This window comes from Pseudomonas sp. FSL W5-0203 (assembly GCF_001896155.1).
GTDB classification, from domain to species: Bacteria; Pseudomonadota; Gammaproteobacteria; order Pseudomonadales; family Pseudomonadaceae; genus Aquipseudomonas; species Aquipseudomonas paracarnis.
In genome coordinates, this window is sequence record NZ_MPOR01000021.1 from 30,045 (window position 1) to 55,133 (window position 25,089).

General features: G+C 61.5%; 21 protein-coding genes. 6 read left to right on the plus strand and 15 right to left on the minus strand.

Annotated features, from left to right (window positions below; all coding sequences use genetic code 11):
* The first annotated feature begins 17 nt into the window (after window positions 1–17).
* Window positions 18–2,282: an autotransporter outer membrane beta-barrel domain-containing protein gene (locus BOP96_RS18450; RefSeq protein WP_073453622.1), complete on the plus strand. Its 2,265-nt coding sequence runs from the start codon at window positions 18–20 to the stop codon at window positions 2,280–2,282.
* A gap of 52 nt (window positions 2,283–2,334) precedes the next feature.
* Here BOP96_RS18450 and BOP96_RS18455 read toward each other — a convergent pair whose 3' ends face one another.
* The 5 genes from BOP96_RS18455 to BOP96_RS18475 form a co-directional block, all read right to left on the minus strand.
* Window positions 2,335–2,928, minus strand: a complete 594-nt coding sequence (locus BOP96_RS18455; RefSeq protein WP_014718718.1) for a LysE family translocator — start codon at window positions 2,926–2,928, stop codon at window positions 2,335–2,337.
* A 54-nt stretch (window positions 2,929–2,982) separates the two neighbouring features.
* Window positions 2,983–3,822, minus strand: coding sequence for an AraC family transcriptional regulator (locus BOP96_RS18460; protein WP_014718717.1), 840 nt, complete (start codon window positions 3,820–3,822; stop codon window positions 2,983–2,985).
* A gap of 72 nt (window positions 3,823–3,894) precedes the next feature.
* A complete protein-coding gene (locus tag BOP96_RS18465) occupies window positions 3,895–4,536 on the minus strand; it encodes a DUF1345 domain-containing protein (RefSeq protein WP_060767814.1) in 642 nt (213 codons plus the stop codon).
* A 121-nt stretch (window positions 4,537–4,657) separates the two neighbouring features.
* The gene (locus BOP96_RS18470; RefSeq protein WP_073453623.1) at window positions 4,658–7,756 is read right to left on the minus strand and encodes an efflux RND transporter permease subunit; all 3,099 of its coding nucleotides are present in this window, start codon (window positions 7,754–7,756) and stop codon (window positions 4,658–4,660) included.
* Window positions 7,757–7,762: 6 nt separating this feature from the next.
* A complete protein-coding gene (locus BOP96_RS18475; protein ID WP_073453625.1) occupies window positions 7,763–8,905 on the minus strand; it encodes an efflux RND transporter periplasmic adaptor subunit in 1,143 nt (380 codons plus the stop codon).
* Window positions 8,906–9,076: 171 nt separating this feature from the next.
* Between BOP96_RS18475 and BOP96_RS18480 the strand changes: the two genes are divergently transcribed.
* Together BOP96_RS18480 and BOP96_RS18485 are read left to right on the plus strand one after the other, a co-directional pair.
* On the plus strand, window positions 9,077–9,778 hold the full coding sequence (locus BOP96_RS18480) for a response regulator transcription factor (protein WP_003190934.1): 702 nt from the start codon (window positions 9,077–9,079) through the stop codon (window positions 9,776–9,778).
* 3 nt (window positions 9,779–9,781) lie between these two features.
* On the plus strand, window positions 9,782–11,083 hold the full coding sequence (locus tag BOP96_RS18485) for an ATP-binding protein (RefSeq protein WP_019816856.1): 1,302 nt from the start codon (window positions 9,782–9,784) through the stop codon (window positions 11,081–11,083).
* Here the strand turns inward: BOP96_RS18485 and BOP96_RS18490 are convergent, their stop codons facing one another.
* From BOP96_RS18490 to BOP96_RS18500, 3 genes are all read right to left on the minus strand, one after another.
* Window positions 11,084–11,758: an anti-sigma factor gene (locus tag BOP96_RS18490; protein WP_014718712.1), complete on the minus strand. Its 675-nt coding sequence runs from the start codon at window positions 11,756–11,758 to the stop codon at window positions 11,084–11,086. It abuts the gene before it with no gap.
* Complete coding sequence (locus BOP96_RS18495; protein WP_014718711.1) at window positions 11,755–12,285, minus strand: sigma-70 family RNA polymerase sigma factor; 531 nt, start codon at window positions 12,283–12,285, stop codon at window positions 11,755–11,757. The genes BOP96_RS18490 and BOP96_RS18495 overlap by 4 nt, the downstream gene beginning before the upstream one ends.
* Before the next feature lie 86 nt (window positions 12,286–12,371).
* Window positions 12,372–12,893 carry a DUF3455 domain-containing protein gene (locus BOP96_RS18500; RefSeq protein ID WP_014718710.1) on the minus strand — a complete coding sequence of 174 codons (522 nt, stop codon included), beginning with the start codon at window positions 12,891–12,893 and terminating at the stop codon, window positions 12,372–12,374.
* A gap of 192 nt (window positions 12,894–13,085) precedes the next feature.
* Here BOP96_RS18500 and BOP96_RS18505 point away from each other — a divergent pair, with 192 nt between their 5' ends.
* Together BOP96_RS18505 and sfnG are read left to right on the plus strand one after the other, a co-directional pair.
* Window positions 13,086–13,871 (plus strand): sulfite exporter TauE/SafE family protein, encoded by a 786-nt coding sequence (locus BOP96_RS18505; RefSeq protein WP_073453627.1) that lies wholly within the window; start codon window positions 13,086–13,088, stop codon window positions 13,869–13,871.
* A gap of 452 nt (window positions 13,872–14,323) precedes the next feature.
* Window positions 14,324–15,448: a dimethylsulfone monooxygenase SfnG gene (gene sfnG, locus BOP96_RS18510; protein WP_019816858.1), complete on the plus strand. Its 1,125-nt coding sequence runs from the start codon at window positions 14,324–14,326 to the stop codon at window positions 15,446–15,448.
* Between the two features lie 37 nt (window positions 15,449–15,485).
* Here sfnG and map read toward each other — a convergent pair whose 3' ends face one another.
* Both map and BOP96_RS18520 read right to left on the minus strand, forming a co-directional pair.
* Window positions 15,486–16,256: a type I methionyl aminopeptidase gene (gene map, locus BOP96_RS18515; protein ID WP_019816859.1), complete on the minus strand. Its 771-nt coding sequence runs from the start codon at window positions 16,254–16,256 to the stop codon at window positions 15,486–15,488.
* The gene (locus BOP96_RS18520; RefSeq protein ID WP_003190946.1) at window positions 16,256–16,456 is read right to left on the minus strand and encodes a ParD-like family protein; all 201 of its coding nucleotides are present in this window, start codon (window positions 16,454–16,456) and stop codon (window positions 16,256–16,258) included. The genes map and BOP96_RS18520 overlap by 1 nt, the downstream gene beginning before the upstream one ends.
* Before the next feature lie 369 nt (window positions 16,457–16,825).
* Here BOP96_RS18520 and BOP96_RS18525 point away from each other — a divergent pair, with 369 nt between their 5' ends.
* Window positions 16,826–17,095, plus strand: a complete 270-nt coding sequence (locus tag BOP96_RS18525) for a DUF1652 domain-containing protein (RefSeq protein ID WP_014718706.1) — start codon at window positions 16,826–16,828, stop codon at window positions 17,093–17,095.
* Between the two features lie 70 nt (window positions 17,096–17,165).
* On the opposite strand, the gene BOP96_RS18530 is transcribed toward BOP96_RS18525, so the two are convergent.
* The 5 genes from BOP96_RS18530 to BOP96_RS18550 form a co-directional block, all read right to left on the minus strand.
* Entirely contained in the window at window positions 17,166–19,760 is a 2,595-nt protein-coding gene (locus BOP96_RS18530; RefSeq protein ID WP_073453629.1) for an autotransporter family protein, read from the minus strand.
* Window positions 19,761–19,904: 144 nt separating this feature from the next.
* On the minus strand, window positions 19,905–20,843 hold the full coding sequence (locus tag BOP96_RS18535) for a carbohydrate kinase family protein (RefSeq protein WP_019816861.1): 939 nt from the start codon (window positions 20,841–20,843) through the stop codon (window positions 19,905–19,907).
* Window positions 20,844–20,855: 12 nt separating this feature from the next.
* On the minus strand, window positions 20,856–22,337 hold the full coding sequence (gene xylB, locus BOP96_RS18540; protein WP_073453631.1) for a xylulokinase: 1,482 nt from the start codon (window positions 22,335–22,337) through the stop codon (window positions 20,856–20,858).
* 135 nt (window positions 22,338–22,472) lie between these two features.
* On the minus strand, window positions 22,473–23,954 hold the full coding sequence (locus BOP96_RS18545; protein ID WP_060767705.1) for a mannitol dehydrogenase family protein: 1,482 nt from the start codon (window positions 23,952–23,954) through the stop codon (window positions 22,473–22,475).
* 18 nt (window positions 23,955–23,972) lie between these two features.
* Window positions 23,973–25,076: an ABC transporter ATP-binding protein gene (locus BOP96_RS18550; protein ID WP_060767706.1), complete on the minus strand. Its 1,104-nt coding sequence runs from the start codon at window positions 25,074–25,076 to the stop codon at window positions 23,973–23,975.
* Between the last annotated feature and the right edge of the window lie 13 nt (window positions 25,077–25,089).

Consider the following 25,089-nt stretch of genomic DNA (forward strand, 5'->3'; position numbering starts at 1 on the left):
ACCCAGAGGGTTTTTCGATGTCGTCAATGTTTAATTTTAAGCTCAAGCCGTTGAGTTTTGCCTTGAAGGCCAACGCGGTTTCATTAGCAGTTCTTATGTCAAGTGTGGCCGAAGCCCGCGTGGTTACGGGCCCGAATGAAACAGTTCGGCCAGGCCCTCCACCTGACAGTTTCGAGCTCAGGCCCGGCTCGGGTCTCACCGTGGAAGGGGCCACTACCAAACAAATCCGTGCCCAGTCTGCCAACTTGACCGTTAATCCGGGCAGCAAAACTCAAGACATCACGGCATTCAATTCGAACGTGAATATTGATGGCGCCGAGATCACTGCGCGGGCGACACAGCCGGCAGCAGTGTTCATGAGTGGCGGGACGCTGTCGCTCAAGAACAGCACACTTACCCACAGCAATGGCGTTGGCCTGGTCGTTTCTCGTCCGATCGGCAGTGACGAGGGGGCAATTGCCTCTGTATTCAACAGCAGCATCACCGGCACCACGCGTGGCGTCAGTGTGGGTGGTAACAGCGCGTTGGCCCTCTACCAAACCGACGTTGCAGGCACTGGCGAAAATGGCGTGGGTCTGTATCTGTTCGGTCAAGCCATTGCGATCGATAGCTCCATCACCGGTGAGCTCAATGGCGTGCGGCTGGATATGGACCGCAGCCCCGACGTGCCAGCTGCATTGATCCTTGATGGCTCATACGTGGAAGGAAAAGCGGGCGCAGCCATTCTGGTCGAAAGCTCGAAGGCGGGTACACCGGCTAATGCAACTATAGATGTGCGCAACGGTGCGACCCTCAAGGGCGGCAACGGCAATATCCTCGAAGTCACCGGTGGCTCCTTCGCCAACATGAATGTCGACGGCAGTACCTTGTTCGGTGACGTCGTGGTCGAGGAGGGCAGCACCGCGAAGTTGCAGCTCAACAACGGCTCGTGGTTGACCGGCCAGTTGAAAAACGTAGCTGAGTTAAGCGTGAACAACGCCTCCCACTGGGCGCTGGTGGGTGACAGCGAAGTCGGTGACCTGAAAATGGCGGGCGGCAGCGTGCATTTTGGTGGGCCTGATGAGTTCTACCGGTTGGATGTCGACAGCCTGTCGGGCGAAGGCACGTTCGTGATGCATACCGACTTTGGCAGCGGCCAGACCGACTTGCTCGCCGTTAATGGCATCGCCGAAGGTAACCACAGCCTGTTGCTGGCGGCCACGGGGTCGGAGTTGGCCACGGCCGAGCCGATTCGCGTGGTGAGCACCGAGGGCGGTGATGCACAGTTCGCCCTGGTCGGCGGAACGGTTGACGCAGGTGCCTACAGTTACGGGCTCAAGCAGGAAGACACCGATTGGTACCTGGACCCTAACCGGCGCGGCACCAGCAACAGCACCAAAGCGGTGATGGCGTTGTTCAACACCTCGCCCACAGTGTTGTACGGCGAGATGACTTTGTTGCGTACCCGCATGGGTGAGCTGCGCTTCAGCCAGGGCAACAACGAAGGTTTCTGGATGCGCGGCTACGGCAACAAGTACGAGGTCAGCGGCAATCAGGATGGTGGCGGCTACACGCAGAACCAGCGCGGCTTTACCTTGGGTATCGACACACCGCTGTACGGCGGCGATGGGCAGTGGGTGGCCGGTGTGATGGCCGGTCACAGCACCTCCGATATCGACCTCAACCGCTCCGGTGGCGGTACAGTCGACAGCTACTACCTGGGCGGTTATGCCACGTGGCTCGATGACGAGAGCGGCCTGTATTTCGACGGTGTGGTCAAGCTCAACCGCTTGCACAACGAAGTCAACGTGAGCATGAGCGACGGCAAAAAAGCCAAGGGCAACTACACCCAGAACGCCGTGGGGGCTTCGGTGGAAGTCGGTCGGCATATCAAACTGGATGACGGCTACTTCGTAGAACCCTACGGACAACTCAACGCTGCGATCACCCAGGCCCAGAGTTATGACCTGGACAATGGCCTGCACGCCAAAGGTGACCGTTCGGCCTCGGTCGTGGGCAAGGCTGGCGTCACGGTGGGCAAGAATATCCAGTTGGACAGCGGTGGTGTGTTGCAACCGTACTTGCGTACTGCGTTGGCCCATGAGTTCAACCACAACAATAAGGTCACGGTAAACGGCGAGCGCTTCAACAACGATGTATTCGGTTCGCGCATTGAAATGGCCGGTGGTGTGGCGATGTCGGTGACTCAGAACGTCAAGCTGCATGCGGACCTCGAGCATACACGTGGTAAAACCGTCGACCAGCCATGGGGTGTCAACTTCGGCGTGCGTTACGACTTTTAATTCATCCATCCACCCGAACAGGGGAGGCTTAGGCTTCCCCTTTTTTTCGCCTTCAGATCAGCACACTCAGCCAGGCTGAGCCCAACAGCAGCAAGGCCATGACTCGGTTGAATGCGCCTACGGTCCTGGGGGAGCGCAACAGGCGGCTAGACCCGGCACCCAATAAAGCCCAGGCGCCGAGGCAGGGCAAGGCGATCAGGAAAAACATCAGGGACAGGTACACCACCTGGCGCTGCCCACCCTGGCCAGCGAACACACTGACCACCGCCAGTGCCATCATCCAGGTTTTGGGGTTGATCAATTGCAGGGCCGCGGCGCCCAACAGGCCCAAGGGTTTTTGCGTGTCATCGGCATTGATGGCCTGGGCTGGCGCCCTGAAGATCTGCCAGGCCAGGTAACTCAGCCAAGCCACACCGGCCCACTGCATCGCCGTTTGCACGTTGGGCAGTTGCACCAATGACTGACCCACACCGCAACCCACCAGCAGCACAATCCCCGATGCCCCCACGCAAGCCCCAATGATGATTGGCAGCGCAGCCTTGAAACCGTAACGGGCGCTGTTGCTGAGCACCAGGATATTGGTCGGGCCGGGGGTGATGGAGGCGACAAAGGCGAACAGCATGAAAGGCACGAAGGTGGACAGCATGGCGGGTGACTCCGGCGGGCTCATTTAGAGCGACCATCTTCACAAGCCCGGGCGTTACCGGTCTGGAAGATTTGTGCAGCGCTTGCGGTACGCGGCCGGTGTCAGCCCATAAGCCCGCATGAACCAGCGGCCCAAATGACTTTGATCGGCGAAACCCAGGGCCATCGCCACGTCTGCCGGTTGATCGCCCTTGGCCAATAGATACCGGGCACGGGCCAGGCGCAGTTGCACCAGATAAGCGTGGGGCGGCAGGCCGAAGGCACTCTTGAACGCGCGGCTCAGGCGAAAGCGGTCGACGCCGCAGGTCAGGGCGAGTTCATCCATGCCGACGTCCTGATGCAGATGGGCGTGCAGGTATTCCCGCGCCTTGTGCGCCACCTGCGGCAAGCGCGGGTCATCGCGGTAGCGCATGCGCCAGTAAAGCTGGCCTGTGAGGCGTTCCAATAACTGATCCAGAGCGCTTTGCCGCACGATCCGCAGTTCGCCGTGGTGCAAACTCTCAAACGCCTGGCTGGTGGCCAGGGCCAGGCGTGGATCGCTGGCCAAGGTGCGGGCGAAACTCAGCTGATGATGGGCGGGTGCTTCCTCGAAGACACTGGCGATTTCCCGTTCCAGCCACTGCGGGTCGAGGTAGAGCATGCGGTAAGTGAAGCCGTCGACCGTCGGAGCATTGCCGTCGTGGAGCTCCCCTGGCTCCAGCAGGAATACCTGCCCCGGCACGCTGTCATGGCGCATGCGCCGACAGTTGAATTGCTGTACGCCTTGTTCGGTGACGCCCACCAGGTAGCTGTCGTGCCAATGGGGGTCATACGCATGGCCTTCGAAATGCGCGCGCAGGGTCTCGATGCCGGTGTCGGCGTCCTGGGACAAGTCGATCCAATTGTGCGCAGGCATACAACACCGAGGCGGAAAGTGAAGGGTTATTAGCGGCGACGCCTCAGTGGGCGTCTAGAAGGTTTGTGCAGTCTAGCCAAACAACCCGGCGGCGATGTTGATCGAAAAGCCCAGAATGGCGGTGTTGAACAAAAAACCGATCAACGACTGCCCCAGTACCACCTTGCGCAGGCTACGGGTGGCGACGCCCACATCCGAGGTTTGTACCGCTACGCCGATGGTGAAGGAAAAGTACAGGAAATCCCAGTAGTTGGGCGTGAGCAAGCCTTCGGCAAAACGCAAGGCGGGCTCCTTGCCTGGCCAGGTGTAATAGAGCCTGGCGTAGTGCACGCTGAAAATCACCCCGATCAATAGCCAGGAGCCGATCACCGTCAGCCCGGTGAAACCGTAGTGCAGCAGGCGCTCGGAGGTGGCCAGGTCCTTGCTGCCGACCAGTTCGAACGTAATGGTCGCCAAGCTGGCGATGGCGGCGATACATACCATGAACAGCACCAGGCCGGCGTTCTCGTCTTCGATTTCGGCGATGCGCTTGACGTCCTCGGCCTTGGCGCGAATGGTCAGCCACAGCATCAGTATCAGGTAGGTCCAGACCCCGGCGTTCCAGCCGATCAGGATTTTACTGGCGAGGGTGTCGGCCGGCACCAGGAGGCCGACGGCAAGGCCGAGTAAGGCGGCGGATGAGAGGCGAGGGTGGGTGCGGGCGAGGAAGGGCATGGTGGCTCACAAAGAACTATGTGTGAGCACCATAGCTTATTCGGGTGTACCTGATCATGAATGCAATCAATAACCCTGTGGGAGTTGGCAAGCCAGCTCCCACATTTGGCTGCGGCGTTGATCAGTTTGCTTTATGGCGCTTGCGCACCAGCTTCATCACCACCACGAAGAACACCGGCACAAACACCACCGCCAATGTCGCTGTGATCATCCCGCCAATCACACCGGTACCAATCGCCTGCTGGCTGGCCGAACTGGCCCCGGTGGCAATTGCCAATGGCACCACGCCGAGGATAAACGCCATCGAGGTCATGATGATCGGTCGCAGGCGCAACCGCGCCGCCTTCAAGGTGGCGTCGATCAAATCCTCGCCCTGGTCATACAGGTCCTTGGCGAACTCGATGATCAGGATCGCGTTCTTCGCCGACAGGCCGATGATGGTGATCAGGCCGACCTTGAAGAACACATCGTTAGGCATCCCGCGTAGCGACACGGCTAACACCGCGCCCAGCACCCCAAGCGGCACCACCAGCAACACCGAGGTGGGGATCGACCAGCTTTCATACAGCGCGGCCAGGCACAGGAACACGATCAGCAGCGACAGGCCCAACAGCAACGGTGCCTGGGAGCCGGACAAGCGCTCCTGCAACGACAAGCCCGTCCATTCCTGGCCCAGCCCGGCAGGCAACTGGCTGACCAGGCGCTGGATTTCGTTCATGGCCTCGCCCGTGCTGTGCCCCGGCGCCGCTTCGCCGCTGATGGCGATGGCCGGGTAGCCGTTGTAACGGGTCAACTGCGTTGGGCCCTGGGTCCACTTGGCTTCGACAAAGGCTGACAGCGGCACCATTTTCCCAGCGTTGTTGCGCACGTGGATCTTCATCAGGTCGGCCACCTGGCTGCGCTGGTCGCCTTCGGCCTGTACCACCACGCGCTGCATGCGGCCCTGGTTGGGGAAGTCGTTGATATACGCCGAACCAATCGCGGAGGACAGCACGTTGCCCACGTCGGCAAACGAAACGCCCAAGGCGTTGGCCTGCTTGCGGTCCACTTCCAGCTGCACTTGCGGTGCTTCGGCCAGGGCGCTTTCACGCACGTTGGCCAGGATCGGGCTTTTCGCTGCAGCGTCCAGCAGTTCAGTACGCGCAGCCATCAACCCCGCATGGCCAACGCCACCACGGTCCTGCAAACGGAACTCAAAACCGCTGGAAGTGCCCAGGCCGTCTACCGGCGGCGGCAGAACCGCGTAGGCAATCGCGTCCTTGAGTTCGCTGAAGGCCATGTTGGCGCGATCGGCAATCGAGGAAGCGGAGTCATCACTGCCACGCTCTGACCAATCCTTGAGCGTGGTAAACGCCAGCGCCGCGTTCTGCCCGGAACCGGAGAAACTGAAGCCCATGATCATGGTGGTATCACCCACCCCAGGCTCGCCGGCGTTATGCGCCTCGATCTGTTCGGCCACCTGCACCGTACGGTTCTTGCTGGCGCCCGGTGGCAACTGGATATCGGTGATGGTGTAGCCCTGGTCTTCCACCGGCAGGAACGAGGAGGGCAAACGGCTGAACAACAGCCCCATGCCCACCAGCAAGACCAGGTAGATCAGCAAATAGCGGCCGCTGCGCTTGAGGGCATAGGCCACCCAACCTTCATAACGGTTGGTGAGGTGCTCAAAGCGCTGGTTGAACCAGCCGAAGAAACCAACCTTGGCATGGTGTTCGCCATTGGCAATCGGCTTGAGCAGCGTGGCGCACAGCGCCGGGGTCAAGGTCAGGGCCAGGAACGCCGAGAACAGAATCGAGGTGGCCATCGACAGCGAGAACTGCTGGTAGATCACCCCCACCGAACCCGGCATGAAGGCCATCGGCAGAAACACCGCCACCAGCACCAGGGTGATACCGATGATGGCTCCGGTGATTTGGCCCATGGCTTTCTTCGTCGCTTCCTTGGGCGACAGGCCCTCGGTGGCCATGATGCGCTCGACGTTTTCCACCACCACGATGGCATCGTCCACCAGGATACCGATGGCCAGCACCATGCCGAACATCGTCAATACGTTGATCGAGAAGCCCAGCAGCAACATGGTGGCGAAGGTGCCCATCAGCGCAATTGGCACTACCAGCGTGGGAATCAAGGTGTAGCGCACGTTCTGCAGGAACAGAAACATCACCGCGAACACCAGCGCCATCGCCTCCAGCAAGGTGTAGACCACCTTGGTGATCGAGACTTTGACAAAGGGCGAGGTGTCGTAGGGAATCTTGTATTCCACATTGGCAGGGAAGTAGCGTGACAACTCGTCCATTTTCGCCCGCACCAGCGTTGCGGTACTCAATGCATTAGCGCCGGGCGACAGTTGCACGCTGACGGCGGTAGACGGCTTGCCGTTCAGGCGCGTGGAAAACTGGTATTCCTGGCTGCCGACCTCCACCCGTGCCACATCGCCGATGCGCACGGTGGAGCCGTCGGGGCTGGCCTTGAGCACGATGTCAGCGAATTCGGCCGGGGTGGACAGTTGCCCCTTGACCAGCACCGCCGCGGTGATCTCCTGGGTGTGGGTGCCCGGCAAGTCACCGATGCTGCCCGCTGAGACCTGGGCGTTCTGGGCGCTGATCGCGGCGTTGACGTCGGCCGGCGTGAGGTTGAAACCGATCAGCTTCTGCGGGTCGATCCAGATACGCATCGCGCGTTCGGCGCCATACAACTGGGCCTTGCCGACGCCGTCCAGGCGCTTGAGCTCGTTCATCACGTTGCGCGCCAGGTAATCACTGAGCGCGACGTCATCGAGCTTGCCGTCATTGGAGGTCAATGTGACCAGCAGCAGGAAGCCAGCGGAGACTTTTTCCACTTGCAAGCCTTGCTGAGTCACGGCCTGGGGCAGGCGCGGCTCGACCACCTTGAGGCGGTTCTGCACATCCACCTGGGCCATTTCCGGGTCGGTGCCCGGCTGGAACGTGGCGGTAATGGTCGCCGAGCCCAGGCTGCTCTGGGATTCGAAATACAGCAGGTGATCGGCGCCGTTGAGCTCTTGCTCGATCAGGCTGACCACGCTCTCATCCAGGGTCTGGGCCGAGGCGCCGGGGTACACCGCGTAGATTTCCACCTTGGGTGGCGCGACGTTGGGGTACTGCGCCACCGGCAATTGCGGGATCGCCAGGAAGCCCGCCAGCAGGATAAACAGGGCCACCACCCAGGCGAAGATCGGGCGGTCAATAAAGAACTGCGGCATGACGGGTTATTCCTTTACGAGCGGGCTGTCGTCCACTTCAACTTTTTCACCGGGGCGTGCGTGTTGCACGCCCTCGACGATGATGCGGTCGCCGGGTTTGAGGCCACTGGTGACGATCCAGCGATTGTCGACCACTGCACCCAACTCCACCGGCTGCTGGCTGACGGTCTGCTCGGCGTCCAGCAGCAACACCATCGGGATACCGGCGCTGTCACGGGTGATGGCGCGTTGCGGCACGCTGAGGCCTTGCTTGTCGACGGCCTGTTCCACGCGCACCCGCACAAAGCTGCCGGGCAACAGGTCGAGGTCCGGGTTGGGGAACTCGCTGCGCAGGATGATCTGCCCGGTGCCCGGATCGACGCTGATATCGGCGAAGAGCAATTTACCCGGCAAGGGGTACAGGCTACCGTCGTCCTGGATCAAGGTGGCCTTGGCCTGGTCCTGGCCGACCTGCTTCAAGCTGCCGGCACGAAAGGCGCGGCGCAGGTCGTTCAGCTCACGGGTGGACTGAGTGAGGTCGGCGTGGATCGGGTCCAGTTGCTGGATAATCGCCAGCGGCGTGGCTTCGTTCTGGCCGACCAGCGCGCCTTCGGTCACCAGGGCGCGACCAATGCGCCCGGAAATCGGTGCGGTCACGGTGGCATAGCCCAGGTTCAGCCGGGCACGCTCGACGGCGGCCTTGTTGGCGGCCACTTCGGCGTTGGTCTGGCGCAGGGCGGCGCGGGCGTTGTCGTACTCCTGGCCGCTGATGGCGTTGCCTTCGACCAATTGGCTGTAGCGCTGTTCTTGCAGGCGCGCCTGGAACGCATTGGCCTCGGCCTTGCTCAGGTTGGCCAGGGCACTGTCCAGGTCGGCCTTGAACGGCGCCGGGTCAATACGGAACAATACGTCGCCTTGCTTGACGTCGTGGCCTTCTTTAAACACCCGCTGCATCACCACCCCGGCGACCCGGGCGCGTACCTCGGCGATACGCGGTGCGGCGATGCGCCCGCTCAGTTCGCTGGTAATAGAAAGGGGCTTGGCCTGCAGGGTTTCGATCCGCACTTTGGCCAGGGGCATTTGTGGCGTCTCGTCTGCCGACTGACCACACGCGCTCAGCGCCAGTGTGAGGGCCAACAGGCAAAACGGCGCAAATAGATTCTTCGACATGCTCTTATCCCAATATTGACTGGCGCATCCTAGAGGCACCTGCGCCGTGGTGCTGTGAAGCTGTGTAGCGGGTCTGTGAAGAAGTGTAAGGTACGGCGCACGTGGCGTCGGGGGCGTATATCCTTGCACAATCCTGCAACACACCAACAAACAGCATTATTTGGAAACACCATGCCCAACATCCTCCTGGTGGAAGACGACGCCGCACTCTCCGAGCTGATTGCCAGCTACCTGGAACGCAATGGCTACCACGTCAGCGTGCTCAGCCGTGGCGATCATGTACGCGAACGTGCACGCCTGAACCCGCCGGACCTTGTGATCCTCGACCTGATGCTGCCGGGCCTCGACGGCCTGCAGGTGTGCCGCTTGCTGCGCGCCGATTCTGCGGGCCTGCCGATCCTGATGCTGACCGCCCGCGATGACAGCCACGACCAGGTTCTGGGCCTTGAGATGGGCGCCGACGACTACGTGACCAAACCCTGCGAGCCGCGCGTATTGCTGGCCCGGGTGCGCACATTGCTGCGGCGCAGCAGCCTGTCCGAACCCCAGGTGGCCAGCGACCAGATCGTCATGGGCAACCTGTGCATCGACTTGTCCGAGCGCACCGTGACCTGGCGCGAACAGGCGGTGGAGCTGTCCAGCGGAGAATACAACCTGTTGGTGGTGCTGGCCCGGCATGCCGGCGAAGTGCTCAGCCGCGATCAGATCCTGCAACGCCTGCGCGGTATCGAGTTCAACGGTACCGACCGTTCGGTGGACGTGGCCATCTCCAAGCTGCGGCGCAAGTTCGACGACCATGCGGGCGAGGCGCGCAAGATCAAGACGGTGTGGGGCAAGGGGTATCTGTTCAGCCGTTCCGAGTGGGAATGCTGAACCATGTTTCGCGTACTGCTGCGCCTCTACCTGATCACCATCGTCACCTACAGTGCGGCGATTTACCTGATTCCCAAGCTGGTGATCCAGCTGTTCGAACACCGCTACATGAACTACAACATCGAACAGTCCCGCGGCCTGCAAAAACTCATGGTCAAGCAGTACCAGCGCGCACCGGTGGAGCGCTGGTCCCAGGTGACCGACCAGTTGAGCCGCGATTTTGCACCGTTGAAAGTGCAACTGTTGCTGCGCCAGGACGCCCGCTACACCCCTGAGGAAGAACAGTTACTGGAGCAAGGCAAACCGGTGATCCGCCTGGGCGAGTGGGGCTGGATGGAGGAAATCAGTTCGCCGATCAACCAGCAGTTCGCGGTCAAGCTGACCGTACCGCCAGACCCGTTGGACATGAACCTGCTGTACTGGTCGATGAACGTGCTGGTCGGCGCCGCCTTGTTGGCGTGCCTGCTGGTGTGGCTACGTCCGCACTGGCGTGACCTGGAACGTCTGAAAAGTACCGCCGCGCTATTGGGTAAGGGCCACTTGGAGGCCCGTACGGGGCTTGCACCCAGCTCCAGCATCGGCGGCCTGGCGGCGGTGTTCGACACCATGGCCGACGATATCGAGCATCTCTTGAACCAGCAGCGCGACTTGCTCAATGCTGTCTCCCATGAACTGCGCACGCCGCTTACCCGCCTGGATTTCGGGCTGGCCCTGGCGCTTTCCGAAGACTTACCCCTGGCCAGCCGCGAGCGTCTGCAAAGCCTGGTGGCGCATATTCGGGAGTTGGATGAATTGGTGCTGGAATTGCTGTCTTACAGCCGCCTGCAAAACCCGGCGCAATTGCCCGAGCGGGTAGAGGTAGCGCTCGACGAGTTTATCGACAGCGTGTTGGGCAGCGTCGACGATGAGTTGGAAAACCCCGAGATCGTCATCGATGTGGCGCTTGATTGTGCCGTCGAGCGCTTCAGCCTCGACCCGCGTCTGACTGCCCGAGCCTTGCAGAACCTGCTGCGCAATGCGACGCGCTACTGCGACAAGCGCATCCAGGTGGGCGTGCGCGTATGCCCCAAAGGCTGTGAAATCTGGGTGGACGACGATGGCATCGGCATACCGGCTGACCAGCGCGAGCGCATCTTCGAGCCGTTCTACCGCCTCGACCGCAGCCGCGACCGCGCAACCGGCGGCTTTGGCCTGGGCCTGGCGATCAGCCGGCGCGCCCTGGAGGCCCAGGGCGGCACCTTGACGGCCTTGGCGTCGCCCCTGGGGGGAGCGCGGTTTCGTGTGTGGCTGCCTAACCTTTCGTGATCAAAGTACTTTGACTGCTCGGCCGATCCCGTGAATCGGCCCGGTGGGTTTGCCGGTAGGCGAGCCATTGGGCCCTTCCAGCGTCAGTTCAAACAACTGGTTCGGCGCCAGCGGCGGCAGCTTGTCCAGGGGCACCGACAAGGTCTGCCCAGGCTTGACCAGGCCCAGGGATACGGGACCCTGCCAGCCATCGGCCTTGGTCCAGAACTCCAGGGCTTTGTCTGCGGGAATCTCCATCACCCCCAATGGGATCAACTGGATCTGCCGATTATCACTGGCCTGCACCACCCAGCCCGGTGCCTGGCTTTGTGGCGCCATCAGCACCACCACGAAGCTGGGTGCGGTCATGGGCGGGCGCGTCAGTAATAAAGCCGCCAGCACCACGCTTGCCATCAGGCCGACGGCAGAAAGCCCGCGCCAGAACGCCAGCAGGTTCCACCACGCCACGCCCGTTTCGGCGATTTTGATGCGGCGTTCAATGCGCCGCCACAGCTGTGCCGAAGGCGGCACCGGTTGCGCCAGCGCCACCAGAGGCAACAGACGCTGCTCCCAGGCATCCACCGCTGCGCGCAGTGCCGCATCATGGGCCAGGCGTTGTTGTACCTCAGCGCGCTGTTCGGCGGGCAGGGTCCCCAGCACGTATTCACTGGCCAGTTCATCCAGGCTGTCGTTCATGCCATGCACTCGCGCAAGGCGGCGAGGCTGCGTTTGATCCAGGCTTTGACCGTGCCCAGCGGGGTACTGAGTTTTTGCGCGATTTCGCTGTGGGAGTAACCGTCCACATACGCGTGCAGAATGCAGGTGCGACGCGTCGGGTCGAGCCGTTCCAGGCACTGGTGGATCTGCCCGGAGCGTGCGGCAAACTCGATGGACTGGGCCGGCTCTGCCAGCGGCTCGTACTGATCGTCCAATGGCACGTCACGCCCGGCGCTGCGTACCACGTCCAGGGCCAGGTGGCGGGTCACGCTGAACACCCAACCCCGTGCGGAGCCTCGCAGGGGGTCGAAACTGTGTGCGCCGTGCCAGATCTTGATAAAGGCGTCATGCACGATGTCCTCGGCCAGTGCCTTGTTGCGGGTAATGCGCAGCGCCACACCGAGCAAGCGGCTGCTGTCCTGCTCATAGAGCTGGTGCAGGGCGCGATGATCGCCGCGGGCGCAGGCTAACAGGCACACTTGATAATCAAAGATGAGTTCAGCCAAACCAGAATTCCTGCCACTGAGGAGACGTCTACGCGTGGTAGGCGCGAGGTTGCTCGCGCCTACCTGGCCAGCGTAGCTGAGTTTGCTCAGTTGGCGGCCCAGAAGAGGTAGTCCGCCTGGTATTTCACCATTTCCTTGGCGCCTTTGTTCGCCGTGGTGCAGGGCGCAGCCGGAGCGACCCCGCCTTTGAGCGCAACCCGCTGGATATACACCACGCCACTCATTGCACCTTTGCCCTCGGCTGGATTGGCCTTGACCAGTTGATAGGGCAGGTTGCCGGGGCTCGACGGCGCCACGGCCAATTGCGTGCCGGTGATGGTCGAGCCGTCCTTGGCCTGCCACGTGGCGGGTGGGCCGAAGTAGGTGCCGACCTGCTGGCCATTACGGTCGTTCAACACGGCTTTAGGGCCGACGAAGGTCCACTCGGTCTGGCCGGCAGCGTTGGCCTTGTCGCGGCATTCATAGGTGATTTCGCCGACCCCGGTGGTGTGCATCGCTACCTTGTGGCCATCGGGCACCTTGATGCTGTCCGGCAGGCCCGCCTGGGCAAACGCCGACGGTGCGGCGAGGAGCAAGCTGGACAGGCACAGCAGTGTTTTAGCGTTCATGGTGTTTCTCCATTGGGTAGAACAGCAGGGTTACGTTGATGACTACGGCCCAGGCCCGCCCATTGGATGCAGTTTTGTGCAAAAAAAATGGAGTTTCCAAAAAGGCATAAACTCAGATCGCATCGGTATAAGTGGTTATAAGAAAAATCGCTATCCTGCGGCCAGAAATTTATAAGGCCGCGGGTAGCTGGGATGGATGTAGGTAATATTGGTTTCGTGGTTGCCGGCTTGATCGTGGGTTTTATCGTGGGCATGACGGGGGTGGGCGGCGGTTCGCTGATGACCCCGATCCTGCTGTGGTTTGGCATCAACCCGGCCACCGCGGTGGGCACCGACCTGCTGTACGCTGCCATTACCAAGTCCGGTGGCGTGCTGGTGCACAGCAAGAACAAGAACATCGATTGGACCATCACTGGCTGGCTCACCCTGGGCAGCGTGCCGGCAGTGTTGCTGACGTTATGGTTCCTGGCCAGCTTGCACGCCGACCCCAGTGCGATGAACGCGGTGATCAAGCAGGCCCTTGGCGTGGTATTGCTGCTGACGGCCCTGGCGATCCTGTTCAAGAAAAGCCTGTTGGCGTTTGCCCAGCGTCATGCTGGCGATTCCTACCATCTGCGCCCGCGCAATCTGAATGCGCTCACTGTTGTGACAGGTGCGATCCTTGGCACCATGGTGGCCCTGACCTCGATCGGCGCCGGCGCTCTGGGCACGGTGGCGCTGTTTATCCTGTACCCGTTCCTGGCCACGCGGCGCCTGGTTGGCACCGAGATCGCCCATGCCGTGCCCCTGACATTGGTGGCGGGCCTGGGCCATGCCAGCATGGGGAACATGGACTGGCATCTGCTGGGCTTTTTGCTGATGGGGTCGCTGCCGGGGATCTACATGGGCAGCCATATGACCGGCAGGATTCCCGACGGGGTACTGCGGCCGTGCCTGGCGGTGATGTTGATGGCGGTGGGTTATAAGTTGGCGTTCTGAGCACGTGGCCTGACACCCCACGCTCCAAATGTGGGAGCCGGCTTGCCTGCGAAGGCGGCCTCACAGCCGACGACTACCTACCTGACGCCCCGCCATCAAATTGTGGGAGCTGGCTTGCCTGCGAAGGCGGCCTCACAGTCGACACCGTTATACCGAGTACATATCCATCCCTGTCGATTCGGGCCAGCGTGGTTTAACGGGGCGCCTAAGATCAAGATCAAAAGCATATCAAGATCAAGAGCTACTCGCTTCGCATCGTGGGTACGCTTGGTGTTGGTCGCAACTGTTGCTCCAGCAACAGCAGATCCACAAACTGCTGCGATCCCAGACACTGGCAAGCCATCGCTTCAATCCCCCTTTTTTTCCGCAACCCCCAGGCTACGGGCATTTGCCTGCCCCTGGCACGCTTGCTGCCTAAGCACTGGTACATCCCCTGTGCGAGGTACCGTCCGATGAGTCAGCAAGCCGTGAAATTTGCCTATTGGGTACCCAACGTCAGCGGTGGGTTGGTCGTCAGCAAGATTGAACAACGCACCCACTGGGGCATCGAGTACAACCGCAAGCTGGCGCAACTGGCGGAGGCGGCGGGTTTTGAGTATGGCTTGACCCAGATTCGCTTCACCGCAGGTTACGGTGCCGAGAACCAGCATGAGTCCGTGGCGTTCAGCCATGCGTTACTCGCGGCGACTACCACCCTCAAGGTCATCGCGGCGATCCTGCCCGGGCCGTGGCAACCGGCGTTGGCGGCCAAGCAATTGGCGACCATCGACCAACTGACCAATGGCCGTATCGCGGTGAATATCGTCAGTGGTTGGTTCAAGGGCGAGTTCCAGGCCATTGGCGAGCATTGGTTGGAGCATGATGAGCGCTATCGGCGTTCCGAAGAGTTTATCCGCGCCCTCAAAGGCATCTGGACCCAGGACGATTTCACCTTCAAGGGCGATTTCTATCGTTTCAACCAATACACCCTCAAGCCCAAGCCCCTGGGCCAGCCGGAGATCTTCCAGGGCGGCAGTTCGCGGGCGGCTCGGGACATGGCGGCGCGGGTGTCGGATTGGTATTTCACCAATGGCAACACGCCTGAAGGCGTCAAGGCCCAGGTCGATGATATTCGTGCCAAGGCCGCTGCCAACCACCATTCGGTGAAGGTGGGCGTGAACGCCTTTGTGATCGCCCGCGACACGGAAGAGGAGGCTCGGGCGGTGCTGGCGCAGATCATCGACCAAGCCGACCCGGAGGCGGTCAACGCCTTTGGTGACGCAGCCAGGCAAGCGGGCAAGGCGTCGCCGGAGGGCGAGGGGAACTGGGCCAAGTCCAGCTTTGAGGACCTGGTGCAATACAACGATGGCTTCAAGACCAACCTGATCGGCACGCCGCAGCAGATCGCCGAGCGCATCGTGGCACTCAAGGCCGTGGGTGTGGACTTGGTGCTGGCAGGCTTTCTGCACTTCCAGGAAGAAGTAGAGTATTTCGGCAAACGTGTATTGCCGCTGGTGCGCGAGCTTGAGGCCAAGGCAGATGCAGGAGCGAGCTTGCTCGCGAAAAACGTTAACGAAAAAGTGGCTAGCCTGGTTTAGCGCGCAGGCTAGGCGCTCTTCGCGAGCAAGCTCGCTCCTACGGGGTGTAAAAGGTTTGAGTGGCTTGCAAGGTCAACACCTCAAACCCGTCCGCCGTCACCGCCACGGTGTGTTCCCATTGCGCCGAGAGGCTGTTGTCCTTGGTGACCACCGTCCAGCCGTCTTTCAGGCTGCGAGTTTTAGCGCTGCCATGGTTAAGCATCGGTTCGATGGTAAACACCATGCCTTCGCGCAGTTCGAGGCCGGTGCCGGGGCGGCCGAAGTGCAGGATTTGCGGTTCTTCGTGCATTTGCCGGCCAATGCCGTGGCCGCAGTATTCGCGCACCACGCTGTAGCCGTTGGCTTGCGCGTGGCTCTGGATGGCATGGCCGATATCGCCCAGGCGCGCGCCCGGCTTGACCTGGCGGATGCCGGCCCACATCGCCTCGAAGGTCATGTCCACCAGGCGCCTGGCCTTGGGCGTCACGTTGCCGATCATGTACATCTTGCTGGCGTCGGCAATGAAGCCGCCTTTTTCCAGGGTGATGTCGATGTTGATGATGTCGCCGTCCTTGAGTATTTGCTTGGCGCTGGGCATGCCGTGGCACACCACTTCGTTGATCGAGGTGTTGATGCAGAAGGGGTAGTCGTACTGCCCCAGGCTGGCAGGGCGGGCCTTGAGGTCATTGCGGATGAAGGCTTCGACGGCGCTGTCCAGCTCCAGGGTAGAGCGGCCGGCGGCGACGAAGCCGTCGAGCATGTCGAAGACTTGCGCCAACAGACGCCCGGCTTCACGCATCACGGCCAACTGTGCGGGAGTCTTGATCATCAACTGCGCCCCCGGATCAGGTCGGGTTTGTCCAGCAACAGCTTGTTGATCAGCTCGTTGTAGGGCAGGTGCGGGTTGAGTTCGGCGAGCAGGCCGATCTTGATCCAGAACTCGGCTTGGGCGTTGATGGAGCGGTCCATGGCGGCGCTGGCCAGGCGCAGTTGTTCGTGCAGCTGATCGGTGATCTTGACGATGCCCATAAGGTTCACTGTGTTTAATTGATATACGAATCGTATATGGTTCGTATGTCGATCGCAAACCTTCTTCGGCTGAACGGTGATGGGTTGATGGGCTGCGATAGGTTGCCGAAAAAAGGATTCCCACCTAAACGCCGGTCCCCACGCTGCGGGTTAAACGTTTAATCGATGTAGTTCGACGAGGATGCCAAACAAGCCGTTTTCTTTAATATGAACAAGCGGTTTGCTTATGAGGAAAGGTTACAACCACCCCGGTTTTTGCCGAGTAGGCTTACTGATTGAAAGCGTCTTCCAGGGTTGGCAAGACGTGGCAGGCAAGTGCCTGTCGGATACATATAACCGTTGGCAGTCTCAAAAAAGGAGAGGTTAGCCATGCTTTCAGAACTAGAGCTTCGCAGCATTATTGAAGGAAGTTTCCTGCCTAAACGGTGCGAATGCACCAAAGCCGAAGATGCCTCGTTGACGATCAGGGTCTACGACGATCGCGACCGGGATCGGGTGGATTTGGAAGTCAAAGGTATCCACCCTGACAAGCTCGACAGCAGCCGAGCGATTTGCAACCTGATCACCGGGTTGCGTGAAGACCTCAAGCAAAGCCACGCACCGGTACTGCAACGAGCCGGTGCTCGCGGTTATCACTAGCGGATGCTTGAGTATAAGTTGACCCCGTGGGCCTGGTAGTTGCCAGGCCCAATGTTGACGTCCTTCCTGTTTACCAGCGCGCTCTTACGCCGAAATTGCCACTGACACCCTCAAAGTTGTTGTCGTCCAGTTGGGTGCCATAGTTACCCTCCATATAAACACTGACCGTGGATGACAATTGAGCCACAACACCGATGCCCATATCAGCCGTGGAGGACTTGTGATCGCTCTTGATCCGGTCCACCCCGTCGAACGTCACCGTGTCGCTACCGCCGAAGGTGTGCCAGACATTCGCCCGTAGGTACGGCTCCACGGGTGTGTTGCTGACCAGATAGCGACCCTTGAGCCGTGCGCCGATGCGGCCGGTCCAATACTCCTGGGAGTCGAATGAGACCTTGGAAATGCCATCGTGCTGACTATCCAGATCGATCTTCTGGCCGATGACCTGGGCCTGAGGTTCCATCTCCCAATGCTCGGACAGCCTGAACGGGTAGCCGGCCTCGGCGGATAACGCCAGGGCGTGGCCCTTGGTATCCATCTTCACTCCTCGGTCGGACTTGTTGTCGCCATCCAGGCGGGTACCCATGGCCACCAGGTCGACGTACCAGCCGGTCGGATCGGTGAGTGTCCAGTAGGCGCCGAAGTTGTCGCCGTCGAGTTTGACCCGCCCAGAGCGATGGTTCTGCCAGCCCATTGCAAAGCCCTTCACGTCGCCGCGCAGGCGGCTCTGGCCGATAAAGAGGCCAAGGCGTTGCGTCTGCCCGCCGCTGGTTTCGGCGGCGTAAAGGTCATGGCCAACCTGATAGCCCTTGACCGTGCCGTCAAAACTCGGCGCCACGGTGCCCGACCAGCTTTTGTTGAAATCACTGCCATAGGCGCGGCCCCAACCTGCCGGCACTGCACCGGTCTCGGTCAGCAGGCTTTGCTCGCCCTGGCGTTCATGGAAGGTGCCCAGCGCCTGCAACGTCATCAGTTGCGCAGCGGGGATGTCTACGGAGTAGACCGGAACTTCCAGGCGATACAGTGGAATCGGCGCGGCACCCGCCACGGCGGTGGGAAGTACAGGGTTACTCGCCGCTGATTGCGGCGACGTGGCTGCAGCGACTTGGCTGGGCGGTGGCGCGGCAGGCTCGATTGGGGGTTGCGGTTGCGCAGTGGGCGGTTCCACGGAAGGTTCATCCGAGTCCACTACAGGGGGAGTGGCGGGGATCGGCGGCACCGGCACCACCACGGCCGGTGTCGGCGGTACGGGTGGGACCGCCGGCGGTTGCACGGCCACCACTGAGGAGCGAAGGAACCAGCTGTTTTTCGTATTGGCAAGGGTGCCGCCCTTGAACAGCAGGTATTCATACGCCCCGGCGGAGACCGAGCCCTTCAAGGCAAACGCATCGTTGCTGCTGACGGCGCCGTTGAGTGCCTGGACCACTTCGATGCCGTTGTTCTGGGTCAGCCCGCCGATACCGCCGAGGTTGCTGACACTCAGTTGGGTGTGACCGCTGATGTTGCCGTCGGACACTACCAGCTTGTCGGTGGCAGAGTTTTCGTCGCCGAGTACGGTTTGCAGGTGCAGCTGGCCGTTGTTGCCCACGTAGTTACCATGCACCGTCAACACGCTGGTAGCGCTGTTGTCGGTGGTCATGTCGACAGTGCCGGCGTTATTGAGCGTCGCCAGTTGCCCGGCGGTGTAGGGGCGGATGCCGCCTTGCGCCACGGCCAGGGTACTGCTGCCGTCGATGTTGAACATGCCGGTATTGCTGCCACTGTCACCGAGGAAAAAATCCCCGGCCAGGTCCAGGCGCGAGTTTTTGGTGAGGCTGACGCGCTCCAAGCCGATGTAGCGGGCCGCGGTGCTGGATGTTGTCGCGTCGAAGATCAGCTGATCGTTGCCCAGGCCGCCATCGATAAAGGGCGTGTGGTTCAGTTTGCTTTCATTCAAGCCTTGCAGCAGGACCGTGTCGTCGCCATCACCCATCAATACCCGGGAGTTGATCCGGCCTTCACCCAGCCATTTGAACGTATCGTTGCCGACGCTGGCACGGATCTCACCATTAATCACGCCGCCGCTGACGGTGATGCTGTCATCGCCGCCGCTGGTGCTGATATTGCCGCCGATGGTGCCGCCGGAAATGATGATGGTGTCGGTGTCGAAACCGGTGACCAGGTTCTCCCGGATTTCCCCCCCGGTCATTTCATAGAAGTTCTTGTCCAACTTCATATTGACCCGGCCAATTTTGCCACCGCGCTGGTAGGCCACATCGCCGTCTTCAAAAGCCTCATCGATTATGCCGTCATACATTTCAAGCACGTCGCGGCCGTCGCCCTGGAACAGGCCGCCTATTCGCCCACCCATCATGACGACACGATCAACACCGTCGCCTTGCTGCACGATCCCGGTGACCCGGCCGTCGCGGATTTCCACCGTATCTATTCCAGGGCCAAAGGTCACATCGCCATTGATGGCGCCGCCTGTGGAGAGCGTCAGGCTGTTATCCCCGGAAAGATCGGTCAGGCCGGCACTGCTGCCGTTGTTACACGTATAGGTATCGTTGCCGGTTCCCGGGGTGAGAACGCAGGCGGCGTGGGAGGGTTGAGGGTTCATGTACTGCAATGAGATGAGGCCGACAGCTAAAACGGCCCGGGTCGAGAAACCACTGGGCTTTTGCATGGGTGTGTCCTAGGTTTGTTGTAATAACTGCTCCTGTTTTTGGGTTTAGCACAGTTTTCCAGTAGCGCAATTTTTTATGCATGGCGCGCAGGCCACGGAATACGTGGCCTGCGTGATGGCACTTTGAGTTTTTGCCCGCTCAGCTCAAGCCAGTTGTTGACGATAGGGCAGGTCTGGGCCGGTCTTGCCGCAGGTCAGGGCGGCAGCCCGGATCGCGAAGCCCAGCATGGCGTCGATCTGCTCGCGGCTCAGTCGTTGCAGCCCGTCAACCGAATCCAACTGCTGTTCCGTCAGCCACGCAATCAGCGCCGCCTGGAAGGTGTCACCAGCGCCCACCGTATCGGCCATCACCACCTTGACCGCAGGTTGCGACCAACTGCCATGCTGGCGGCTGAACACCGACGCACCGTCGCCACCACGGGTGAGGAACACCAGTTGGCAGCGGTGTTGCAGCCAGCCTTGCAGCACGCTTTCCGGTGTCTGGTCGGGGTAGAGCAGGTGCAGGTCTTCGTCGCTGACCTTGATCAGGTCGGCGTGTTGCACCAGCTCTGCGACGCGGGCGCGCCACAGGTGGATATCGGGCTGCGGGTTAAGGCGCACGTTGGGGTCGAGGCTGATCAGACGCTTGCCGCTTTCACGCTTGACCAGGTTGAGCAGGGTGTCTCCAATCGGTTGCACCACCAGCGAAAACGAGCCCACATGCAGCCCGCGAATTTCATCGCCCAGGGGCGGCAGGTGCGTCAGTTGCAATTGCCGGTCGGCGCAGCCTTCGCCGCGAAAGCTGTACTGCGGCGAGCCATTGGCGCCCACGGCCACCATCGCCAGGGTGGTCGGCGCGTCGAACGCCACCAGAAAGCGTTCGCAGATACCTTCGTCATTCAGGACCTGCTGCAAGCGCCGTCCAAGGTAATCGGTGGACAGGCCGGCGAAGAGCCCCGACTCGATCCCCAGGCGGCGCAAACCCACCGCCACGTTGAACGGCGAGCCACCGGCAATCGCCTTGTAGTTGAGCTTGGCGGCCTGCCCGCTGGCATCCTCCTCGCTGAAGAAATCAAACAGCGCTTCACCACACACCAGATACATAGTTGCTCGCTCTCAAAGGGTTGCCACGTGCTGTTGATAACGCTCATACGCCTGTTGATAAGCGCTGACATGGGCAGCCACGGGTAAGGTGCGGCTGGCCGGGTCAATGCTCACGCATTTGTCGCACAGGCTGGCCAGCGGTTCGCCGCTCTGGCACCACGCCGCCTGGATCGCCGCGCCCAGGGCGGCCGCCTCGCTCTGTTCGGTACACACCACTTCGGTGTGCATGATATCGGCGACCATCTGCCGCCACAGCGGGCTTTTCGAGCCGCCGCCGATCAGACGGATACTCTGGCTTTGCAGGCCGGTCTGGCGCAGCAGGTCGAGGCCATAACGCAGGCCGAAGGTGGTGCCTTCGACCACCGCGCGGCACAGGTTGGCACGGGTCAGGTTGGTCATGGTCAGGCCCTGCAGGCTGCCGGTGGCGTGGGGCAGGGCGGGCACGCGTTCGCCGTTGAGGAACGGCAGCATGCTCACCCCATCGGCCCCGATGGATGCCTGTTCGACCAGCGCGTTGAAGGCATCGAGGTCCAGGTCGAACAGCTCGCGAATCACCCCGGTGGCGTTGGTCAGGTTCATGGTGCAGATCAGCGGCAGCCAGCCGCCGCTAGAGGAGCAGAAGGTCGCCACCGAGGCCTGGGGGCTGACGTTGGGCTGGTCGGCAAAGGCATACACGGTGCCCGATGAACCCAGGCTCATGGTGATCACGCCGGGGGCGATATTGCCGGTGCCAATGGCGCCCATCATATTGTCGCCGCCACCACTGGACACCACCGCGTTGGGGTTGATGCCCAGGCGCTCGGCAATGGCCGGCAGGATCGTGCCCACCGCTTGGTCGGCTTCGATCAGTGTCGGCAACGCGGCTTGCAGGCGGCCGCTGGGGTCGATGTGCTGGAGCAACGCCACATCCCATTCGCGGCGGCGCACGTTGAAGTAACCGGTGCCCGACGCATCGCCGTACTCGGCGCAGGCGCGGCCGGTGAGCCAGTAGTTGAGGTAGTCGTGGGGCAGCAGGATATGGGCAATGCGTGCGAAGACGTCGGGGTGCTGTTCGCGGGTCCAGAGCAGCTTGGACACGGTGTAGCCCGGGGCGATGGCCACGCCCAGGCGCTCCAGGGACCCGCGTTCGCCACCCAGATGCTGCAGCAGCCGGTCGTTTTCCGGCGCGGTTTCGGTGTCGCACCACAACTTGGCCGGGCGCAGCACTTCACCTTGTTCGTCCAGCAGCACCAGGCCGTGCTGCTGGCCGGACACGCCGATGCCAAGGATGTCCTGGCCGTCCACCCCGGCTTGTTGCAGGGCGCGGTGGGTGGCTTCGGTGAAGGCGTCCAGCCATTCCTGGGTGTGTTGTTCACGCCGGCCGTTGGCGCCGCTGATCAAGGTGTGCGCGGCGGCGCCCAGGCCCAGCACCTTGCCGCTGGAGGCGTCGAGGACGATGGCCTTGGTGCCTTGGGTGCCGCAGTCGATTCCGAGGAACAGGTTTTGCTGGGTCATGATGGAGTGCTCAGCATTATTATTGGGTTGAAAATACGGTCGATGTGGGAGCTGGCTTGCCTGCGATAGCGGTCTGGCAGTCACCGCAGGGTTGACTGGACCACCGCTATCGCAGGCAAGCCAGCTCCCACCTGTTTAATCCGGTTTGTTCAGCAGGTTTTGTAGTGTGGTGGTGACGCCTTTGTCGCGCAGGCTTGCATAACACCGCTCGAACGCTGCCACAAACGCCGCCGACTTGGGAATAGCTGTGCCAAAAATCTCTTCCACCCCCAGCAACCGCTGGCTGATCAGCGCGTCATCGCTCACCAGGTCCTGGCAGAACGCTGCCCGCGGATCCGGGATGCTGTAGCGCGCGCCGTTTTCATCCACACCTTTCAAGTACAGCGCCCAGGCCGCCACCACAAGGGCGGCACGGTCCGTCTCGCGGCCGTCGGCAATCAGGCGGTTGATGGTCGGCACGGTGAACTTGGGAAACTTCGATGAACCGTCGGAGCACACGCGCTCCAATTGGTCGGCAATCGCCTGGTTGGAAAAGCGTTGCACCAGGGTCTGCTTGTATTCGGTCAGGTCGATACCAGGTACCGGCGCCAGGTTCGGCGTGACGTCCAGGTCCATGTAGGCGCGCATATACGCCACGAACACAGGGTCGTTCATGGTCTCGTGAACGAATCGGTAGCCCTTGAGGAACCCCAGGTACGTGAGGGCCAGGTGGCTGCCGTTGAGCAGGCCGATCTTCATTTCTTCGTAAGGCGTGACGTCATCGGTGAACTGCACGCCGACCTTTTCCCAGGCCGGGCGGCCGTTGACAAATTTGTCTTCCAGCACCCACTGCACAAACGGCTCGCACACCACCGGCCAGGCATCGTCGATCCCGTGCTGGTCATGCAGTTGCAGGCGGTGGGCGGTGCTGGTCATGGGCGTGATGCGGTCAACCATGGCGTTCGGGAAGCTCACGTTGGCCTTGATCCAGTCATGCAGGCCCGCGTCGTGCAGGGCGGCGAAGGCCAGCAAGGCCTTGCGGGTGACGGCGCCGTTGTGAGGCAGGTTATCGCAGGACATCACCGTAAAGGCCGGGGTGCCAGCGGCGCGGCGCTGGGTGAGCGCAGCGCAGATAAAGCCGAACACGGTTTTCGGCGCTCTCGGGTGCGCCAGGTCATGCTGGATCTGCGGCAGGTGGGCCATGAACTCGCCGTTGCTGTCGTCGATGCAGTAGCCGCCCTCGGTGATGGTCAGCGAGACGATGCGGATCTGTGGGCTGGCGAGCTTATCGATCAGCGCCTGGGCGCCGTCTTCGGCCAGCAGCATGTCGCTGATCGAGCCGATCACGCGCACTTGCGTGTCGTCGGTGTCGCCCAGTTCATACAGGGTGAACAGGTAATCCTGGCCGGCCAGGTCGTCGCGGGCCTTGCGGTCTTCACTGCGCAGGCCCACGCCGCAGATGCCCCAGTCCAGGCCTTCGCCAGTGTTCATCAGGGCATCGGTGTAAAACGCCTGGTGCGCACGGTGGAAACCGCCGACGCCAATGTGCGCGATGCCCTGGCGGGTGTCGGCAATCGCATACGCAGGCAACTGCACTTGGGGCGCCAGTTGGGTCAGGTTGGCTTTATTCAATTTCATCTGGAAATACTCGCGAAATCAGGCGGCAGCGCGCAGTGGGCGGGCCACGGCGACGCCATCGGTGTCGAACAGATGGCAGTGCGCCGGGTCCAGGTGCAGCTGCAGCGTCTCGCCGTACTGGCTGGCCATGTCGCCACGGATACGCATGGTCAGCGGTTCGCCGTTGCGGGTGATGACGTGGCAGAAGGTGTCGCTGCCCAAGCGCTCGCCGACGTCGGCGGTGACGGTCAGGGTGGTTTGCCCGGGTGTGGCCATTTCCAGGTGCTCGGGACGAATGCCCAGGGTCACCGCGCTGCCCACGCTCAGGGTGGCGCCGCTCAACGGCAGGCTGATCAGAGTGCCGGCGTCCAGTTGCACCTCGCAGCCTTGGCTGTCGACGCGGGTGATCTGGCCCTTGAGGAAGCCCATCTTCGGCGTGCCGAGAAAGCCTGCCACAAACAGGTTGGCCGGCTGGTGGTACAGCTCCAGCGGCGAACCGACCTGTTCGATGCGCCCGCTGTTGAGCACCACCACCTTGTCGGCCAGGGTCATGGCTTCGACCTGGTCGTGGGTCACGTAGATCATGGTCGCTTGCAGTTCTTTATGCAGGCGCGCCAGCTCCAGGCGCATCTGCACGCGCAGGGCGGCGTCGAGGTTGGACAGCGGTTCGTCGAACAGGAAGATCTTCGGGTTGCGCACAATCGCTCGGCCAATCGCCACGCGCTGGCGCTGGCCACCCGAAAGTTGCTTGGGCTTGCGCTCCAGCAAAGGCCCCAGCTCAAGGATGCGCGCCGCTTCGCCGACTTTGCTCTCCACCAACTGCTTGTCGACACCCGCCAGGTCCAGGGCAAACGACATGTTCTTGCGCACGCTCATGTGCGGGTACAGCGCATAGGTCTGGAACACCATGGCCAGGTCGCGCTTGGCCGGGGTGACTTCGGTAATGTCGCGGCCATCGAGTTCGATGGTGCCGTCGCTGACTTCTTCCAGGCCGGCGATCAGGCGCAGCAGGGTGGACTTGCCACAGCCCGACGGGCCGACGAACACCACGAATTCCTTGTCGTTCACTTCCAGGTCGATGCCCTTGATGATGGAAAAACCTTCAAAGCCTTTTTGCAGATTCTTGATTTTCAGGTTGGCCATGATGGGCCCTCCG

Bases quoted from the DNA above. Each gene is read 5' to 3' on its own strand.
- BOP96_RS18470 (WP_073453623.1), bottom strand. From the start codon at position 7,756: ATGCCGCAGTTCTTTATTGACCGCCCGATCTTCGCCTGGGTGGTGGCC.
- BOP96_RS18520 (WP_003190946.1), bottom strand. From the start codon at position 16,456: ATGGGCATCGTCAAGATCACCGATCAGCTGCACGAACAACTGCGCCTG.
- BOP96_RS18465 (WP_060767814.1), bottom strand. From the start codon at position 4,536: ATGCCCTTCCTCGCCCGCACCCACCCTCGCCTCTCATCCGCCGCCTTA.
- map (WP_019816859.1), bottom strand. From the start codon at position 16,256: ATGATCAAGACTCCCGCACAGTTGGCCGTGATGCGTGAAGCCGGGCGT.
- BOP96_RS18490 (WP_014718712.1), bottom strand. From the start codon at position 11,758: ATGAACGACAGCCTGGATGAACTGGCCAGTGAATACGTGCTGGGGACC.
- xylB (WP_073453631.1), bottom strand. From the start codon at position 22,337: ATGACCCAGCAAAACCTGTTCCTCGGAATCGACTGCGGCACCCAAGGC.
- BOP96_RS18450 (WP_073453622.1), top strand. From the start codon at position 18: ATGTCGTCAATGTTTAATTTTAAGCTCAAGCCGTTGAGTTTTGCCTTG.
- BOP96_RS18535 (WP_019816861.1), bottom strand. From the start codon at position 20,843: ATGTATCTGGTGTGTGGTGAAGCGCTGTTTGATTTCTTCAGCGAGGAG.
- BOP96_RS18545 (WP_060767705.1), bottom strand. From the start codon at position 23,954: ATGAAATTGAATAAAGCCAACCTGACCCAACTGGCGCCCCAAGTGCAG.
- BOP96_RS18500 (WP_014718710.1), bottom strand. From the start codon at position 12,893: ATGAACGCTAAAACACTGCTGTGCCTGTCCAGCTTGCTCCTCGCCGCA.
- BOP96_RS18480 (WP_003190934.1), top strand. From the start codon at position 9,077: ATGCCCAACATCCTCCTGGTGGAAGACGACGCCGCACTCTCCGAGCTG.
- BOP96_RS18455 (WP_014718718.1), bottom strand. From the start codon at position 2,928: ATGCTGTCCACCTTCGTGCCTTTCATGCTGTTCGCCTTTGTCGCCTCC.
- sfnG (WP_019816858.1), top strand. From the start codon at position 14,324: ATGAGTCAGCAAGCCGTGAAATTTGCCTATTGGGTACCCAACGTCAGC.
- BOP96_RS18485 (WP_019816856.1), top strand. From the start codon at position 9,782: ATGTTTCGCGTACTGCTGCGCCTCTACCTGATCACCATCGTCACCTAC.
- BOP96_RS18525 (WP_014718706.1), top strand. From the start codon at position 16,826: ATGCTTTCAGAACTAGAGCTTCGCAGCATTATTGAAGGAAGTTTCCTG.
- BOP96_RS18460 (WP_014718717.1), bottom strand. From the start codon at position 3,822: ATGCCTGCGCACAATTGGATCGACTTGTCCCAGGACGCCGACACCGGC.
- BOP96_RS18475 (WP_073453625.1), bottom strand. From the start codon at position 8,905: ATGTCGAAGAATCTATTTGCGCCGTTTTGCCTGTTGGCCCTCACACTG.
- BOP96_RS18505 (WP_073453627.1), top strand. From the start codon at position 13,086: ATGGATGTAGGTAATATTGGTTTCGTGGTTGCCGGCTTGATCGTGGGT.
- BOP96_RS18530 (WP_073453629.1), bottom strand. From the start codon at position 19,760: ATGCAAAAGCCCAGTGGTTTCTCGACCCGGGCCGTTTTAGCTGTCGGC.
- BOP96_RS18550 (WP_060767706.1), bottom strand. From the start codon at position 25,076: ATGGCCAACCTGAAAATCAAGAATCTGCAAAAAGGCTTTGAAGGTTTT.